The 16,232-nt window shown below is 71.2% G+C and carries 18 protein-coding genes and 1 tRNA gene; 9 read left to right on the forward strand and 10 right to left on the reverse strand.

The window, feature by feature from the left end; genetic code table 11:
• The first annotated feature begins 12 nt into the window (after positions 1-12).
• On the forward strand, positions 13-426 hold the full coding sequence (locus tag IEZ11_RS40240; RefSeq protein ID WP_189267994.1) for a hypothetical protein: 414 nt from the start codon (positions 13-15) through the stop codon (positions 424-426).
• A 22-nt stretch (positions 427-448) separates the two neighbouring features.
• Here IEZ11_RS40240 and IEZ11_RS40245 read toward each other — a convergent pair whose 3' ends face one another.
• Entirely contained in the window at positions 449-1,210 is a 762-nt protein-coding gene (locus IEZ11_RS40245) for an SDR family oxidoreductase (protein WP_189267995.1), read from the reverse strand.
• Between the two features lie 146 nt (positions 1,211-1,356).
• Between IEZ11_RS40245 and IEZ11_RS40250 the strand changes: the two genes are divergently transcribed.
• Positions 1,357-2,199, forward strand: a complete 843-nt coding sequence (locus tag IEZ11_RS40250) for a helix-turn-helix transcriptional regulator (RefSeq protein ID WP_189267996.1) — start codon at positions 1,357-1,359, stop codon at positions 2,197-2,199.
• 379 nt (positions 2,200-2,578) lie between these two features.
• On the opposite strand, the gene IEZ11_RS40255 is transcribed toward IEZ11_RS40250, so the two are convergent.
• On the reverse strand, positions 2,579-3,970 hold the full coding sequence (locus tag IEZ11_RS40255; protein ID WP_189267997.1) for a cystathionine beta-synthase: 1,392 nt from the start codon (positions 3,968-3,970) through the stop codon (positions 2,579-2,581).
• Positions 3,971-4,120: 150 nt separating this feature from the next.
• Between IEZ11_RS40255 and IEZ11_RS40260 the strand changes: the two genes are divergently transcribed.
• The 3 genes from IEZ11_RS40260 (at position 4,121) to IEZ11_RS40270 (ending at position 7,779) form a co-directional block, all read left to right on the forward strand.
• Positions 4,121-5,191 carry an SGNH/GDSL hydrolase family protein gene (locus IEZ11_RS40260; RefSeq protein WP_189267998.1) on the forward strand — a complete coding sequence of 357 codons (1,071 nt, stop codon included), beginning with the start codon at positions 4,121-4,123 and terminating at the stop codon, positions 5,189-5,191.
• Between the two features lie 312 nt (positions 5,192-5,503).
• Positions 5,504-6,724: an acetyl-CoA C-acetyltransferase gene (locus IEZ11_RS40265; protein WP_189267999.1), complete on the forward strand. Its 1,221-nt coding sequence runs from the start codon at positions 5,504-5,506 to the stop codon at positions 6,722-6,724.
• A gap of 272 nt (positions 6,725-6,996) precedes the next feature.
• The gene (locus IEZ11_RS40270; RefSeq protein ID WP_189268000.1) at positions 6,997-7,779 is read left to right on the forward strand and encodes a hypothetical protein; all 783 of its coding nucleotides are present in this window, start codon (positions 6,997-6,999) and stop codon (positions 7,777-7,779) included.
• Between the two features lie 157 nt (positions 7,780-7,936).
• On the opposite strand, the gene IEZ11_RS40275 is transcribed toward IEZ11_RS40270, so the two are convergent.
• Positions 7,937-8,248 (reverse strand): hypothetical protein, encoded by a 312-nt coding sequence (locus IEZ11_RS40275; RefSeq protein ID WP_189268001.1) that lies wholly within the window; start codon positions 8,246-8,248, stop codon positions 7,937-7,939.
• 118 nt (positions 8,249-8,366) lie between these two features.
• Here IEZ11_RS40275 and IEZ11_RS40280 point away from each other — a divergent pair, with 118 nt between their 5' ends.
• Positions 8,367-8,597: a DUF4287 domain-containing protein gene (locus IEZ11_RS40280; RefSeq protein ID WP_189268002.1), complete on the forward strand. Its 231-nt coding sequence runs from the start codon at positions 8,367-8,369 to the stop codon at positions 8,595-8,597.
• An 86-nt stretch (positions 8,598-8,683) separates the two neighbouring features.
• Here the strand turns inward: IEZ11_RS40280 and IEZ11_RS40285 are convergent, their stop codons facing one another.
• From IEZ11_RS40285 to IEZ11_RS40310, 6 genes are all read right to left on the reverse strand, one after another.
• Positions 8,684-9,544 carry a Bax inhibitor-1/YccA family protein gene (locus IEZ11_RS40285; protein WP_189268003.1) on the reverse strand — a complete coding sequence of 287 codons (861 nt, stop codon included), beginning with the start codon at positions 9,542-9,544 and terminating at the stop codon, positions 8,684-8,686.
• Between the two features lie 147 nt (positions 9,545-9,691).
• A complete protein-coding gene (locus IEZ11_RS40290) occupies positions 9,692-10,867 on the reverse strand; it encodes a 4-hydroxybenzoate 3-monooxygenase (protein WP_189268004.1) in 1,176 nt (391 codons plus the stop codon).
• A gap of 219 nt (positions 10,868-11,086) precedes the next feature.
• Positions 11,087-11,764 carry a hypothetical protein gene (locus tag IEZ11_RS40295; RefSeq protein WP_189268005.1) on the reverse strand — a complete coding sequence of 226 codons (678 nt, stop codon included), beginning with the start codon at positions 11,762-11,764 and terminating at the stop codon, positions 11,087-11,089.
• A gap of 72 nt (positions 11,765-11,836) precedes the next feature.
• Complete coding sequence (locus tag IEZ11_RS40300) at positions 11,837-13,744, reverse strand: hypothetical protein (protein WP_189268006.1); 1,908 nt, start codon at positions 13,742-13,744, stop codon at positions 11,837-11,839.
• Positions 13,745-13,844: 100 nt separating this feature from the next.
• Entirely contained in the window at positions 13,845-14,063 is a 219-nt protein-coding gene (locus IEZ11_RS40305; RefSeq protein WP_189268007.1) for a hypothetical protein, read from the reverse strand.
• 75 nt (positions 14,064-14,138) lie between these two features.
• Positions 14,139-14,354 (reverse strand): hypothetical protein, encoded by a 216-nt coding sequence (locus tag IEZ11_RS40310; RefSeq protein WP_189268008.1) that lies wholly within the window; start codon positions 14,352-14,354, stop codon positions 14,139-14,141.
• A 230-nt stretch (positions 14,355-14,584) separates the two neighbouring features.
• Between IEZ11_RS40310 and IEZ11_RS40315 the strand changes: the two genes are divergently transcribed.
• The 3 genes from IEZ11_RS40315 to IEZ11_RS40325 all read left to right on the forward strand — a co-directional run bounded on the left by IEZ11_RS40315 (position 14,585) and on the right by IEZ11_RS40325 (position 15,749).
• A complete protein-coding gene (locus IEZ11_RS40315; protein WP_189268009.1) occupies positions 14,585-15,025 on the forward strand; it encodes a helix-turn-helix domain-containing protein in 441 nt (146 codons plus the stop codon).
• 141 nt (positions 15,026-15,166) lie between these two features.
• Positions 15,167-15,427, forward strand: coding sequence for a hypothetical protein (locus tag IEZ11_RS40320; protein ID WP_229713658.1), 261 nt, complete (start codon positions 15,167-15,169; stop codon positions 15,425-15,427).
• 139 nt (positions 15,428-15,566) lie between these two features.
• Positions 15,567-15,749 carry a hypothetical protein gene (locus tag IEZ11_RS40325; RefSeq protein ID WP_189268010.1) on the forward strand — a complete coding sequence of 61 codons (183 nt, stop codon included), beginning with the start codon at positions 15,567-15,569 and terminating at the stop codon, positions 15,747-15,749.
• A gap of 46 nt (positions 15,750-15,795) precedes the next feature.
• Here IEZ11_RS40325 and IEZ11_RS40330 read toward each other — a convergent pair.
• A tRNA-Leu gene (locus IEZ11_RS40330) sits at positions 15,796-15,878 on the reverse strand.
• Positions 15,879-16,232 lie beyond the last annotated feature (354 nt).

Consider the following 16,232-nt stretch of genomic DNA (forward strand, 5'->3'; position numbering starts at 1 on the left):
ACGGTGGACGTCATGACGGACGCTCATGACACCGACCTGAAGAAGGACCTCGCCGCCACCCTGCACGTGCGCAGGGACCTGGGGCCGGAGTACGAGTCGGAACTGGTCGACTCCTTCCTGGAGAAGATCGACCAGCGGATCGACAACGCGGTGGAGCGCCGGCTGCGCCGGGGCCTGGCCGAGCAGCAGATGCAGGCGGCCCGCGGGGCACGCAGGCCGAAGGGCTCCGACTCCTGGGGCGAGCGCTTCGGCTTCGGCATCGTGTCGCTGGTGCTGGCGATCCCGCTCTCGGCGATCAGCGGCGCGTTCGGCGGCATGACGGGCGTGGTCGTCACCTGGGTCGGCATCGTCGGCGTCAACATGACCCAGGCCGTCCGCCTCAACCCCGGCCTGTTCCAGCGGGGCGACCGCGGCCACGAGGACTGACCCGGGGCCGGACCGGGCCGGGTCACACCTGCCGGGTCGGCTGGACGACGACCTGCCGCAGGTTGACGTGCCGGGGACGGCTCGCCACGTAGGCGACCAGGTCGGCGAGGTCCTCGGCGGCCAGTGCGCCCATCCCCTCGAACATGCCCGCCACCTGCTCGCGCAGTTCCTCGCCGTCGATGTGGGTGCCGAGTTCGGTGTCCGTCAGACCCGGCTCGACGTTGGTGACCCGCACGTCCCGCGGCCCGAACTCGGCGCGCAGGGCCTGCGAGAGGAAGGTGACGGCGGCCTTGGTGGCGCCGTACACCGCGAAGGTCGGGAAGACGACGTGCGCGCCGATGGACGACACGTTGACGAGGTCGGCGCTGCGGCCCTCGGCCGCGGCCGCCACCAGGTCCCCGGTGAAGGCCCGCAGCACCCGCAGCACACCCGTCACGTTGGTGTCGAGCATGCGCTGCCACTCGTCGATACGGCCGTCGTCCACGGGGTTGGGCAGCATGACGCCGGCGTTGTTGACGACGAGGTCGACACTTCCGTAGGCCGCGTGCACGGCGTCGGCCGCGGCCCGCACGGACGCGTCGTCGGTGACGTCGGCGACGACGGCGAGGGCCTCCCCGCCGTTCGCCCGGATCTTCGCCACCACCGTCTCCAGCCGGTCCGCGCGCCGGGCGAGCAGCGCCACCCGGGCGCCCGACCCGGCGAGCCGCAGGGCGACGGCCGCCCCGATCCCGCTGGCGGCGCCGGTGACGACGGCGGTACGGCCGGACAGGTTGTCGTACGACATGAGGTACTCCCTGGTGAGTGCCGCCGGGACCGCCCCGGTGGCGTGTCTCCACACTCGCCGGGACCGGGCGGCCTACCCAGGGCTGGGCTTTTCCTGGGTCTGGCAGAACCAGGCTGGGCGGGCACGACTCCCCTACGATCGAACCCATGGACGGGGAACTCGGAGACTTCCTGCGCTCGCGCCGTGCCCGCATCCGGCCCGAGGAGGTGGGGCTGCCCTCGCACGGACGGCGCCGCGTGCCGGGCCTGCGCCGCGAGGAGGTGGCGCAGCTGGCGGGGGTCAGCGTCGACTACTACATCCGCCTGGAGCAGGGTCGGGGTCCGAGCGTCTCGGACGCGGTGCTCGACGCCGTCGCCCGTGTGCTGCGCCTGGACGAGACCGAGCACGCCTACCTGCTGACGGTGGCCCGCCCGCAGAAGAAGGGCAACACCGCGCGCCCGGCCCGCCCCCGCGTCCGCCCCGGCGTACAGCTGCTGCTGGACGGCATGGAGCGGACGCCCGCGTTCGTGCTGGGCCGCAGGATGGACGTGCTGGCCTGGAACGCGCTCGGCGACGCGGTGAACGGGTTCAGTGCCCTGGCCCCGGCCGAGCGGAACATCCCGCGCCAGGTCTTCCTCGACCCGGCCGCCCCGGGCTTCTACCCCGACTGGGCCGCCGTCGCCGCCCAGACCGTCGCCAACCTGCGCATCGACGCGGGGCGCCACCCCGACGACCCCCGGATGGCCATGCTGATCGGCGAACTCTCGCTGAAGAGCGCGGACTTCCGCCGGCTGTGGGCGGACCACGAGGTCAAGGAGTGTGCGTACGGCACGAAGCGCATCCAGCACCCGGTGGCGGGCCTGCTCACCCTGCCCTACGAGACCCTCACGGTCCCGGCGGACCCGGACCAGACGATCGTGGCGTACACCCCGGAACCGGGCTCGGAGACGGCGGAACGGCTCACATTGCTGGGCAGTTGGAAAGCGACGACGGCCGCAACCAACAATTGAGCGACCACGACGGCGAGCAACCAGGTCCGCGAGAGCGGCGCCGGTTCAGGCGCAAAAAGGGGCGCGGGGACCGCCGCACCCCCGTTTTACCGAGGGGCGGGACGACGGCGGTCCCCGCGAGGGACATGGACCGGGTCAGGGCCGGGTCTCACGTCCGGGCGTCCATGGAGGTCCGGGAGCCGCTCCGGAGGTCCTTGGACGTTCGGTGTCGGCCGGGGCGGGGAGCCGCTCCCGCCCTGCCGACACCCACTAATCTGCCGGACCCGTGTTAAGCGTGTGCTGCGTGCACGTGACACGCTCGTACCACTTCCGCGAAGTCCACCACTTGGATGGGAAACGGCAAGTTCCGCCGTGTCACGGGCCGTTCACCGGACGTTCGCTACTGCTTGCCGCCCTTGGCGAGAAACGCCAGCAGGTCCTGCCGGCTGATCACGCCGGTGGGCTTGCCCTCGACGAGGACGATCGCGGCGTCGGCCGAGCCCAGCACCGTCATCAGGTCCCCGACCGGTTCGCCGGAGCCGACCTGGGGCAGCGGGGCGCACATGTGCTTCTCCAGCGGGTCCTCCAGGGAGGCCCGCTTGTTGAACAGCGCGTCGAGCAGCTCGCGTTCGACGACCGAGCCGACGACCTCGGCGGCCATCACGTCCGGGTGGCCGGCGCCCGGCTTGACGACGGGCATCTGGGAGACGCCGTACTCGCGCAGCACCTCGATGGCCTGCCCGACGGTTTCGTCCGGGTGCATGTGGACGAGGGAGGGGATGGTGGCGCCGGCCTTGTCGCTGAGCACGTCGCCGACGCGGGCGCTCGGGCCCTCGTCCTCCAGGAAGCCGTAGTCGGCCATCCACTCGTCGTTGAAGATCTTGCTGAGGTAGCCGCGGCCGCTGTCCGGCAGGAGTACGACGACCACGTCGTCCGGGCCGAGCCGCTCGGCCACCCGCAGGGCGGCCACGACCGCCATCCCGCAGGAGCCGCCGACGAGCAGTCCCTCCTCCTTCGCCAGCCGCCGGGTCATCTGGAAGGAGTCCTTGTCGGACACGGCGACGATCTCGTCGGCGACGGTCCGGTCGTAGGCGGTGGGCCAGAAGTCCTCGCCCACACCCTCGACGAGGTAGGGCCGCCCGGATCCGCCGGAGTACACGGACCCTTCCGGGTCGGCGCCGACGACCTGCACCCGGCCGTCACTGGCGTCCTTCAGGTAGCGCCCGGTGCCGGAGATGGTGCCGCCGGTGCCCACGCCGGCGACGAAATGGGTGATCTTCCCCTCCGTCTGCTCCCACAGCTCGGGGCCGGTCGAGTGATAGTGCGAAAGGGGGTTGTTGGGGTTGGAGTACTGGTCCGGCTTCCAGGCGCCGGGGGTCTCGCGGACCAGCCGGTCGGAGACGTTGTAGTACGAGTCCGGGTGCTCCGGGTCGACGGCGGTCGGGCAGACCACGACCTCGGCGCCGTACGCCCGCAGTACGTTGATCTTGTCGGTGCTCACCTTGTCGGGGCACACGAAGATGCACTTGTACCCCTTCTGCTGGGCCACGATCGCCAGCCCCACGCCGGTGTTCCCGCTGGTCGGCTCCACGATCGTCCCGCCCGGCTGCAGCTCCCCGCTCTTCTCCGCGGCCTCGATCATCCGCAGCGCGATGCGGTCCTTCACGGACCCGCCCGGGTTGAAGTACTCGACCTTGGCGAGCACGGTGGCCTGGATGCCCTGGGTGACGCTGTTGAGTCTCACCAGCGGGGTGTTGCCGACGAGGCTGATCATCGAGTCGTGGAATCGCACCGTTGTCTCCGGTTGCTTGCAAAAGGTGTGGTCCTAGTGGTGACGCCAGCCTAAGGCCCCGCTTCCGAGGTTCACTCCCCGTTGAGATTGACGCACGGGCTGTACGGGGCAAGGAGTGGGTGAGCGGCAACGAGGAGGTGGCGGCGACGCATGACGAACATGTCGAGGGCGCGGGTGGCCCGGCGGATCGCGGCCGGGGCGGCGTACGGCGGCGGCGGGGTCGGGCTGGTCGGCGCGGCCGCCGTGGGCCTGGTGCTGGCCGAGGTGCGGATGGCCAGGACGGCGGTGCACAACGGCAACAGCGGCGGCCGGGTGCCGGTGGCGGACGGCCGTTACGGCGACGGCTACGGCGCGTCCGCCTCCGCCGCTGGTGAGCCGCCGCTGCGCCTGACGATGCTCGGTGACTCCACGGCGGCCGGCCAGGGCGTGCACCGCGCCGCCCAGACACCGGGCGCGCTGCTGGCGTCCGGCCTCGCCGCGGTCGCGGAACGCCCGGTGGAGTTCCGCAACGTGGCCCTCCCGGGCGCCCAGTCCGACGACCTGGACCGCCAGGTCGCCCTGGTGCTGGGCACGGCCGCGCCGGTCCCCGACGTCTGCGTGATCATGGTCGGCGCCAACGACGTCACCCGCCGGATGCCGCCGACCCGTTCGGTGCGTCACCTCTCGGCGGCCGTCCGCCGCCTGCGCACGGCGGGCGCCGAGGTCGTCGTCGGCACCTGTCCCGACCTCGGCACGATCGAGCCGGTACGGCAGCCGTTGCGCTGGCTGGCCCGGCGGGCGTCCCGGCAGCTGGCGGCGGCCCAGACGATCGGGACGGTGGAACAGGGCGGCCGCACGGTGTCGCTGGGCGACCTGCTGGGCCCCGAGTTCGCCGCGAACCCGCGCGAGCTGTTCGGCCCCGACAACTACCACCCCTCGGCCGAGGGCTATGCCACGGCGGCCATGGCGGTCCTTCCCACGGTCTGCGCGGCCCTCGGTCTGTGGCCGGCGGAGGAGGAACGCCCCGACGTCACCCGTCGCGAGGGCTTCCTGCCGGTCGCCCGAGCGGCGGCGGAGGCGGCGGCCGAGCCCGGCACGGAGGTCACGGCGGCGATGCCGACGGGTCCGCGGGGGCCGTGGGCCCTGCTGAAACGCCGCCGGCGCCAGCACGTGGAACCGCCCACCCTCCCAGCCGACCCGGCTTCCGAGGAGGCGAGGTCGAGGGCCGGCACGACCGAGTAGGGAGACGGTGAGCTGGGCACGGCCGGGGCCAGGAGGTCCGTGCGGGTGCGTGGGGGCTGATCGCGCAGTTCCCCGCGCCCCTTACGGGGCGCTTCACAGCCACCCAGCTGCGGGCAGGCGTGCCGCAGGGCGGCACGGGTGGGCGCAGCGGCACCCCGCAAGCGCCGGTGAGCGTCCTCACCCCCGGCGCCCCGAAAAGCAAGCGCTTAGAAAGTGCGGTCAGTGTCACACCCCGACACCGGTGACCGATGACATACGTACAGGTAACTTCCGAAGCGGCCCTGCCAACCTTCGTACGCCAATGGAGCCGTGATGCCCGAAGCCGTCATCGTCTCGACCGCCCGTTCCCCGATCGGCCGCGCCGTCAAGGGCTCCCTGAAGGACCTGCGCCCCGACGACCTCACCGCCACGATCATCCAGGCCGCCCTCGCCAAGGTCCCCGAGCTGGACCCGAGGGACATCGACGACCTGATGCTCGGCTGCGGCCTGCCCGGCGGCGAGCAGGGCTACAACCTCGGCCGGATCGTCGCCGTGCAGATGGGCATGGACCACCTGCCCGGCACCACGATCACCCGGTACTGTTCCTCGTCCCTGCAGACCAGCCGGATGGCCCTGCACGCCATCAAGGCCGGCGAGGGCGACGTCTTCATCTCGGCCGGTGTCGAGATGGTCTCCCGCTACGCCAAGGGCAGCTCGGACGGCCTCCCGGGCACCACCAACCCGCTCTTCGACGAGGCCCAGGCCCGCACCGCCGCCACCGCCGCGTCCGAGGGCTCGACCTGGCACGACCCGCGCGAGGACGGCCTGCTCCCCGACCCGTACATCGCGATGGGCCAGACCGCGGAGAACCTGGCCCGCATCAAGGGCGTCACCCGCCAGGACATGGACGAGTTCGGCGTCCGCTCGCAGAACCTCGCCGAGGAAGCCATCAAGAACGGCTTCTGGGAGCGCGAGATCACCCCGGTCACCCTCCCCGACGGCACGGTCGTCAGCAAGGACGACGGCCCGCGCGCCGGCGTCACCCTGGAGGGCGTCGCCGGTCTGAAGCCGGTCTTCCGCCCCGACGGCCTGGTCACCGCAGGCAACTGCTGCCCGCTGAACGACGGCGCCGCCGCGGTCGTCGTCATGAGCGACACCAAGGCCCGCGAACTCGGCCTCACCCCGCTCGCCCGCATCGTGTCGACGGGCGTCACCGGTCTCTCCCCCGAGATCATGGGCCTCGGCCCGGTGGAGGCGAGCAAGCAGGCCCTGGGCCGCGCCGGCCTCACCATCGACGACATCGACCTGGTCGAGATCAACGAGGCGTTCGCCGCCCAGGTGATCCCCTCCTACCGCGACCTGGGCATCCCGCTGGAGAAGCTGAACGTGAACGGCGGCGCCATCGCCGTCGGCCACCCCTTCGGCATGACCGGCGCCCGCATCACCGGCACGCTCATCAACTCCCTCCAGTTCCACGACAAACAGTTCGGCCTGGAGACGATGTGCGTCGGCGGCGGCCAGGGCATGGCGATGGTCATCGAGCGCCTCAGCTGAACCTCTGAGTGACCGTCACGGAACCCACCGTGACACCACGGCCCGGTGTTCGAGAAAACCCCGAACACCGGGCCGATTTGTGATCCAATCTCCCCCAGGATGTGACCTATCTCCCTCCGTGGAGGTATCGCCGCAGGTCAGAGCCGCCGTCCCGGTAAACCCCAGGGTCAAAGTCCTGTCCTTTTCGTGACGTTACGCACTGACAGCTTGATAGTCCACCCTTCAAGCTGATGTAGGAAGTCGGGGGTCGACTTTGAACCGGGAGTACGTCAGTGAGCGCCATGCCGATCGCCTTGCTGCTCACCACGGCCGCCACGGGCGCCGTGGGCGTCGCTGTCCTGCGCACCGTTCTGAAGCTGCGCCGTCAGGTCGCCGAGCTGCACACCCAGCTCGCCCAGAACCAGGCCGCGACGATGCGCGCGCTCCTGCCGGCGGCCCGCAGCCACGCGGCCGCCGAGGAGATACGCGCCGCCGTGGCGGAGGCACTGGCCGAGGAGCGGGAGCGGGAGCTGGCCGAGGCGCGCGCCTTCTGGGCCGCGCAGGAGGCGCGTGACGCCTCCGACGCGCCGTCGCTGCTGGGGCTGGCGGACGGCGAGCCGTTCCTGCCCCGGCAGACGGACTTCGTGGGTCTGGAGCCGGTCGCCGAGCCGGCGGCGGAGACCGACGAGTTCACCGGGGAGTCCCCGGAACTGGCCGCGGCCCGCCGACGCCACCCGTCCCACCCGGACTTCGTGCCGGTGCAGTCGCCGGTGGTGAACGACCACGAGCGCACGGTCGCGACGCTGGAGCAGCTGGCCGAGTCGCAGGTCGAGCTCTCCGACGTCCGTCCCGGCCCGCTGGGCACGCTGGACGTCTACGTCTTCGCCGACGGCACGACCCTGTGCATGACGCCGGGGCACCGGGAGACCGCGGAACGGCTGGCCGCCGCCCTGGGCGCCGGTGAGACGCCGTACCTGCTGGGCGGGTCGGGCATCTCCGGCGCGTACACGCTGACGTTCGCGTGCGGCGAGGAGAACGTGTACATCCTGGCGGACCGGGTCATAGCGTCGCTCTGAGGCGGCGATGCGTGGTCGGGTGCGGGTGCGTGGGGGCTGGTCGCGCAGTTCCCCGCGCCCCTTGCGGGGCGCTCATCGAGGCGCCCCTTCTTTATGCTTTCAGGGGCGCGGGGAACTGCGCGACCGGCCACGACGGTGCCGCACCCGCCGACGCTCCTCAGACACCCGCCCTCTTCTGCGCCTCCTCCACCAAGCGCACCGCATCCCCCACCTCGGCGTCGTTCTTCAGCACCACCGCCAGATCGTTCCCGGCCACCGTGATCTGGTCGGCGACCGCGAACATCCCGGCGTCCGGCATCTCGCGGCTCGCCGCACCCGGCTCCTCCACCGCCTGCGACCAGCGGGCCAACTCCCTTGCCAGGCCCAGCGCCTCCGCGGCGGCGCCCCGCTGCAACCGGCTCTGCGGCGCCGCCCTCAGCTTGTCGGCGAAGTGCTCCACGGCACGGGTCAGAGGCGTCGTATCAACCACGCCGTGAGCGTAACGCCTGCCACGGGCTGTCCTGTCACGACTGTTGCCAACACGCCAACACTCAGGCACCGTGACGTGAAGGACCGGCTACAACCCCCTTTGCGCACCGGAGGCGCCGATGTCCCAAGTCTTCTCCATGGAGACCCATCGCAACCTGCTCGCCCGCATCCCCCACTGCACCGGTCGTGAAGTGTCCGACTGGCTGCGTACCGTCGACGAAGGCCCGTCCCTCTTCTGTTTCGAGGAGAAGGTCAGCTGGCTCCGCCACGAGCACAACCTCGCGTACGGCCACGCGAAGGCGTTGATCCATGAGTACGACCTGAGGAGGGCCGCGCGCAAACTTCTCTAGGCGCGCACGCACACACAGACGGCGAAGGGCCCCGGGGCGACGGCCCCGGGGCCCTTGTCGGCTCGGACTCTTCTCCGGCCTGGCGGCTAGTCGTTGCTGCTGAAGATCGCCACCAGACGCAGCATCTCGATGTAGATCCACACCAGCGTCATGGTGAGACCGAACGCGGCCAGCCATGCCTCGTTCTTCGGGGCGCCGTAGGCGATGCCGTCCTCGATCTGCTTGAAGTCGAGGGTCAGGAAGAACGCGCCGAGCAGGATCGCGATGATGCCGACGATCGCGCCGAGCGGGCCGAAGCTGCGCAGTCCGCCGTTCTCGGCGACGCCGAACGCGACCAGCAGCAGGTTGACCGCCATGACCAGCACGAAGGCGATGGCGATGGCCATGCCGATGCGGGCGTAGCGGGCGGTGACGCGGATCCAGCCGGCCCGGTAGACCAGCAGCGTCGCGGCCGAGACCGCCATGGTGCCGAGCACCGCCTGGAACGGGGCGCCGCTCCACTGGCTGTTGTACATCTCGCTGATGACGCCGAGGAAGACGCCCTCGAAGGCGGCGTATCCCAGGATCAGCGCGGGCACCGGGGTGCGCTTGAAGCTCTGGATCATGGCCAGGACGAACGCGATGATCGCGGAGCCCACGGCCAGGCCGTAGCTGGTCGTGGTGACCGGCAGCAGCGCCCAGGCGAGGACCGCGCCGACGGCGACCGTGCCGAGCGTCATCGCGGAGCGCGTGATGACGTCGTCCATGGTCATCCGGCCGGTGGCGGCCGGGGCCTGCGGCGGAGCGCCCTGCTGGAGGTCCTGCTGGGCATAGGGGTTGTTCGCGTACGGGTTCTGCGCGTACGGGTTGCCCTGTGCGTACCCGGCCTGCGGCGCGGTGTTGAAGCCCGCGTAGCCGTTGTCGCGGCTGAAGCCCCGTCGCGAGAAGACCGGGTTGCTGCTCCTCATTTCACTCCTCCATGGCCACCCTGCGTGGCCTTGGCGTCAAGAGTAATGGATTGGCAAAAGATTGACCCTACTACCTGCGGAGGATCTTTCCCTCGCCGTGCTGCGCAACACGCTACGCGGAGCCCTGATTCCCGGCCACGGCGGGTTTCATTCCCAGGGGAAGCCGGTGTAGGCCTCCGCGAGGTCGGTCTCGGCCGCCCGGGAGGAGGCGATCCGGCCGAGCCTGGCCAGCTGGAGCCGGGCGTCGAAGGGGCTGTCGCCGGGGCCGGGGTGGAGCATGCTCGTCATGTCGTACGAGAACCGCTCGGCCTGCCAGACCCGGCGCAGGCAGGTCGCCGAGTAGGCGTCGAGCAGTTCCGGTGAGCCCGTCTCCCGCTCGTGGACCAGGGCGCGGGCGAAGGTCACGACGTCACCCACCGCCAGGTTCAGCCCCTTGGCGCCGGTCGGCGGCACGATGTGGGCGGCGTCCCCGGCGAGGAAGAGCCGGCCGTGCCGCATGGGCTCGTGGACGTACGACCGCATGGGCGTGACCGACTTCTGGGTGATCGGGCCGCGCTCCAGGCGCCAGTCGTCGGCGGTCTCGAAGCGCCGCTCCAGCTCGTCCCAGACCGCCTCGTCGGTCCAGTCCTCGGCGTCCGTGTCCGCCGGGACCTGGAGGTAGAGGCGGGAGACGGACGGGGAGCGCATGGACAGAAGGGCGAAGCCGCGGTCGTGGCGGGCGTAGACCAGTTCGTCGTGCGAGGGGGCGACGTCGGCGAGGACGCCCAGCCAGGCGTAGGGGTAGGTGCGTTCGAAGACCCGGGCGAGGGACTCGGGGAACGCGGTGCGGGCGACGCCCCAGAAGCCGTCGCAGCCGACGACGTGGTCGCACTCCAGGACGTCCTCCCGGCCCTCGTGCCGGAACCGCACCCGGGGCCGCTCGCTCTCGGCGTCCTCCACCGCCAGCGCCTCCGCCTCGAAGAGCAGCGGGCCGCCCTCCTTGAGCTGGAGGGCGATGAGGTCCTTGCAGACCTCGGTCTGGGCGTAGACCGTCACGGACCGGCCGCCGGTGAGGCCGGGGAAGTCGACTCGGTGGCGCTGCCTCGCGAAGCGCAGCTCGATGCCGTCGTGGCGCAGTCCCTCGCGGTCCATGCGCTCCCCGGCGCCGGCCGCGCGCAGCACGTCCACCGTGCCCTGCTCCAGGATCCCGGCGCGCTGGCGGTGCTCGACGTAGGAGCGGTCACGGCTCTCCAGGACGACCGAGTCGATGCCGGCGTTGTGCAGCAGCCGTGCGAGGAGGAGCCCGGCGGGTCCGGCTCCGATGATGCCGACGGTGGTGCGCATCGGTCGTTCCCTTCCGTGGACGGGCGTCAGCGCCCGGGATCCCGAGCGGGGGGCGCCTCAGATCGAGGTATGTTCGCCTGGTGAAATTTACTTCACCAAGTTCCCCCGAGTGTCCGTCCGGTCGTATCCCCTGTCAATGGAGGCGGGACATGGCAGGCCGCCGGGCCCGCGGGAGACGGTCGCGGGCCCGGCGGCCGGTTCAGAGGACGGCGGAAGGGGTCAGTGGCCCGGCCAGCCGTCCAGGTGACGGTGCAGGGTGACGTCCTTCTGCGGGTCGCCCTTCGGGGCGCTCGCGACCGCGTCGTGCAGGACGGCGGTGACCTCGGCGGCGAGCCCGTCGGCCCGCGTGCGCAGGTCGGCGGCGGGCAGGGTGGAGCGGGTCAGCGCGTCGAGCCGGCGGTGGATGTCGGCGAGCTTGTCCTGGGTGGCCCTGTCGAAGCGCAGCTCGGTCGGCGTGGAGACCACGAACTGGTAGGCCCCGGCGAGGGTCTGACAGCCCGTGCACTCCTTGTTGGCCGCGTCGCTGAGGTTCACCGCGTTCAGGTGGGTGCGCTCGTTCCCGGCGACCGTGACGATCTGGAAGGAGAGGGCCACCGAGCGGCAGTGGTCGTCCGCCGAGCAGCCGGCCGAGACGGCGTTGGCCTGGTTGCGTACGGCGGTGGCGTTCACCGTGCCGAACTGGCGGACCGTGAAGGAGTCCTTGGCCTGGGTGTGGTGCGCGCGGTCGGCGTGGCTGAAGACGTGGTCGGAGACGACCGCGGCGTGCGGGGCGAAGGTGGCCGCCTGCGCGGGCACGGCGGTGGCCGCGCCGGCGACCCCGGCGGCGAACAGGCCGATCCGGACCGCCCGCCGGGTGAGCGGACCTGCGGTGACGCGTGTTTTCCGATGACTGCTCATGGAGTTCTCCTGTGCTCCTGTACTGCTGCGGTAAGTGGTGGTGCCGCCCGTCGGGCGCCCGTCGGCCGCCCGTCAGGACGTGGCCGGGGCCGGGGTCGCCGAGTCGCTGGCCGGCGGCGGGGACGGGCTGGGTGTCGGGGACACCGGGACGCTCTCCGAAGGGGTGGGCGTCGGGGACGCCGGCACGCTCTCCGGCGGCGAGGACACCGGCTCGGTGACCGGTCCCCCGCTGGCGGGCGCCGGTGACCTGGTGGCGCCCCGCCCGGGGCTGGCCGACGCGGAGGCGGACGGCGACGCCGAGGCGGACGCACCGCGCGACGTCTGTCCGGCCGAGGGCACGGCGCTCGCCCCGGCCGAGCCGGACGGCCCGCCGGGCACCGTGTCCGAGGGCGCACCGGAGTCCGTCGGCCGGTCCGGGGTCGAGGCCTGCCGGGCCGGCGGCGGTTCCTCGGTCGGCACCCCCGGCTGCAGGATCGGTGCGATCGGCGGCTGCTTGGGCAGCGGCTTCGGGGTCACCCCGGACATCCAGGCGTAGCTGAGTCCGGTGAGTCCGGCGAGGGCGAGGGCGCAGATCACGAGCCTCAGCCTCGGCCGGTCCGCGGTGGCGCGCTTGGCGGCCCGGACGATCCGGCCGCCGATCTTCACGGACAGGTAGACGACACCGGCCATCGGGCACAGCAGCATCACGCAGCCGATCGTCCCGACCAGCCCCTCGACGATCTTCCCGTCCACGAACGCGGCGCCGGTGCCGACCAGTTGCTCGGTCAGCGAGCGGATCATCGTGGTGAGGATGCGCGGCAGGTTCCACAGCGCGTACCCGAGTTCGCCGATGATCAGCGGGACCATCGTGAGCACCCAGGTGGCGACGATCGCCCGCGCCGACTTCTTCAGCCCGGCGACCTCCTCGCGGGCCCGGTCCCCCCTCGGCCCCGGTACCAGGCCCAGCAGGATCGGCTTGATCTTGCCGTACAGGTCCGGGACCCCGGCCAGGTCGCCGAGGATGTAGTAGCCGTCCAGCCGTACGGCCGGCATCAGCTGTTCCATGATCTCGAAGTGCCCGAGATACACCGTGGCCAGGAAGAACTGTGCCCCGGTGGCGAAGTAGGCACCGGCCATGGCCAGCATGAAGACGACGTTGAAGTAGACGCCGCCCAGGTCGGTGCGGAGCCGGCCGCCCCGCCCGATCCGGTAGACGTCGGTGACGTCGGTGTACATCGACGGCCAGATGAGGAAGAGCCCGCACCCGATGCAGCCGGGGCGGGCACCTCCGTATCTGCACGCGGAGGCGTGTCCGAACTCGTGGAAGACGAGGGAGGCCACGGTGAGCACGAAGACGACGAGGATCAGGACCGGCTGGTCGAGCACCTCCAGGACGGGCTCGATCGCCCCGAAGAACCCGAACAGCCAGACGTCCATGGCGACGGCCGAGCCGAGCACCAGCGCGACCGCGACCGGCCGGTGCAGCCACGCAAGCGACCGTGCGATCTTCGCCGTACGCCGCTCGTTGAAGATGACCCGGTGGCCCTTGAGGGCGAGCAGCAGGTCGGAGCGCGGGGCGTCGACCTCGTCGTCCTCCTGGCCCTCCGGGACCGTGACACCCAGCGGTTCCAGCTTCTTCTCGACGAGGTAGCGGATGTTCTCCCCGCTGACCTCGCGCCCGAAGCGGGCGCTGACCCGGTGCGCGATGGCCTCGGCGTCGCGCACGCCGTCGACCGACGACGCCACCAGGTACAGCAGCCTGGACAGCTGCACGACCTGCCCGTCCCCCCGACGGGCGATGTACTTGGGTTCGGTGAAACCCGACCCCTGGTACTCGCCGTGCAACCGCAGTCCCGCGCTCAGCCTCGGGACCGGCGACGGCTGTTCGACCACCGGCAGGTTGCCCGTCGCCACCTGCTCGTAGGTCACCGGCCAGCCGCCGGGTCCGGGCACCGGGCCCGTTTCGTACAGCGCGGCGGCCCCGTCTCCGAGAACCGTCATATGTGGTCTCCCCCCGAGTCCCCATGGTGTTCCGCCCGGTGTTTCCCCCCGACAGCCGGGGGCGCCGCCGCCGGGGCGACGGCGGCGGCGCCCCGGGGTACTACTGGGTGACGCTGATGGTCTGCGCGGCCGACGACTCGGCGGACGACCAGGCGGAGTGGTCGTTCAGCGCGGCGGACTGGTTGGACGCGTCGATGTTCGCGATGTGCTTGGTGACGTTGACCGTCTTGCCGAAGCTGAACTTCAGACGGCCGAGGGCCTCACGGCCCGGCAGCAGCTCGGCGGACTCGTTCTCCAGCTCGTTCATGTCCATGCTCATGACGGATGTCCCTTCGTTTCGTGTGCGATGAGGTTGGGGTCGATCTCGGCGCCGGCGCCGTGCGCCAGGGCGTTACTACTGGTGGACGCTGATGGTCTGACCGGCGCCGGAGTCGGCCACCGACCACGACGAGTGGTCGTTCAGCGCGGCGGACTGGTTGGACGCGTCGATGTTCGCGATGTGCTTGGTGACGTTGACCGTCTTGCCGAAGCCGAACTTCAGACGGCCGAGGGCCTCACGGCCCGGCAGCAGCTCGGCGGACTCGTTCTCCAGCTCGTGGGCGTCCATCATGATCTGTTCCCCCTCAGGGATAGACATTTCCGATCGGACCGAGTCAGGTTCCCCCCGGACTCTGTCCAATCTGGTCGGACGTTCTGTCCAACGAGATTGGACACTAGGCCCTGCGGAACCCCTCGCGCAACCCCTTCCGCAAATCACCCTCTCGGCCTATCGCGGACCCGCCCGTAGAATCGGCCGCGACATGGCGGACTCCGCAGGTGGCGAGCAGGAAGTGACGGTCAGTGACCAACGCGCTGCAACAGTTGATCCGTGAGCACCTCGACCGCAAGGGCTGGTCCTACGGCGACGTGGCACGCCGCGGTGGCATCCCCCGCTCCACCGTGCACCACCTGGCCACCACCGAACGCGTGGTCCGGATGCCCCAGGCGACCACCCTGGAAGGCCTGGCCAAGGGCCTGGAGCTGCCGCTGGAGGCGATCCGCCGCGCCGCCGCCGAGGCCTGCGGGATCCACGTGTACGACACCTCGCCGGCCGCGGAACCGAACGGCACCGCCGACCCCGACGTCGCGCTGCTCATCGCGAGTGTCCAGAAACTGTCGGCGGACGACCGCCGGCATGTCACCGCGCTCGTGGAGTCCCTGCTGGACCGTTCCTCCGGCCCCGCGAAGCCCGCCAGACCCGCGAGACCCGCCGGGCCCGCCGGGCCCACCGGGGAGAAGTGACCAACGCCGGACCGCACCCGGACGTTCTTCCGTCAAGTCGGAAAAATAATCCAACTCCGCACGAAAGCGTCAAGATCCAGGGTTAGTCTCTCGTTGCCCGGGACGCGAGAGCCGCACGACCACGGGCTCTCAGGGGGACATGTGTTGTTCGTGCACGGCGGACCGGCGACGGCCGTGGTCCGGAAACCCGACGGCGAGTCCGTCGTCCTGCTGTCCGGGGAACTGCCCGAGGTGCTCACCGACGCGTCGGTCACCGAACTGCTGGACCTGGCCGCCGCCATCCTGGATCCGGGCGAACTCGCCCTCTTCGAGGAGTGCATGCGCACCCTGCGCCACAACGGCATGCGCGCCGGCCGCCGGATCGAGATCGACGGCGCGGTCCTGACCGTCTACGAGGGGTGAGCCCCAGGACTCGTCAGGACTCGTCCGGGGGCGGAGTCCGGAGGGAGCCGGCCTTACGCAGGGCGCTGGCCGCGCTCTGCGTCACGGAGATCTGCTGCGCGCTCCGGGCGGACGGGCGGGCGCGGCGATCGGGGAGGCGTTGGCGGGCCCCGCGGTGCCGGGCTGGGCGGTGGCCACGGGTCGGCCGGGCTGGGCGGTGGCCATGTGTCCGCCGGGCTGGGTGGTCCTGGCGGCCGGTTTCGTGGTGACGGCCGTGCTCGGCCCACGGCCGGTCGCCTGGTCGGCCGGATTCCCCCGGGAGCGGGCCGGGCCGAGGATGTGACGGCGCCGACCCGGCCGCTCCGTCGGGTCGGCCGTGGTGCGGGAAGTGCCCGGAACCGGACTTGAACCGGTACGCCCGCGAGGGGCAGCGAGGTTTAAGCTCGCCGTGTCTGCATTCCACCATCCGGGCAGGCCATGGGCTCCGCTACGAGGTTCCGAGCCTATCGGGAGGCGTCCCCCGAACAGCGGACGGGCGACCCGATGTTGTCTTATTTTATTGAGGTCTGAGGGAGCATCAGCCCCCGGAACTAGCCATCCGCACTTGCCAGTAGCGTTACGCGCGGTGGGTCGGCGCGTACGTGGAATGACGGAATTTCACCGTCCGAACAAGGGGGCTCCACCTGTTCTCGACGATCGGGAGTCTGTGATTCCGGATAGTCGGCCTCAGGGTCCGCCGTCATCCCCAGGTATGACTCCGCGCCCCCGCGGTCCGCCCCGAGTCGCCCCCCGGAACCGGAACTGCGGCTGACTACACGGGCCCGAA

This window comes from Streptomyces fuscichromogenes (assembly GCF_014645815.1).
In the GTDB taxonomy this organism is placed as follows: Bacteria; Actinomycetota; Actinomycetes; order Streptomycetales; family Streptomycetaceae; genus Streptomyces; species Streptomyces fuscichromogenes.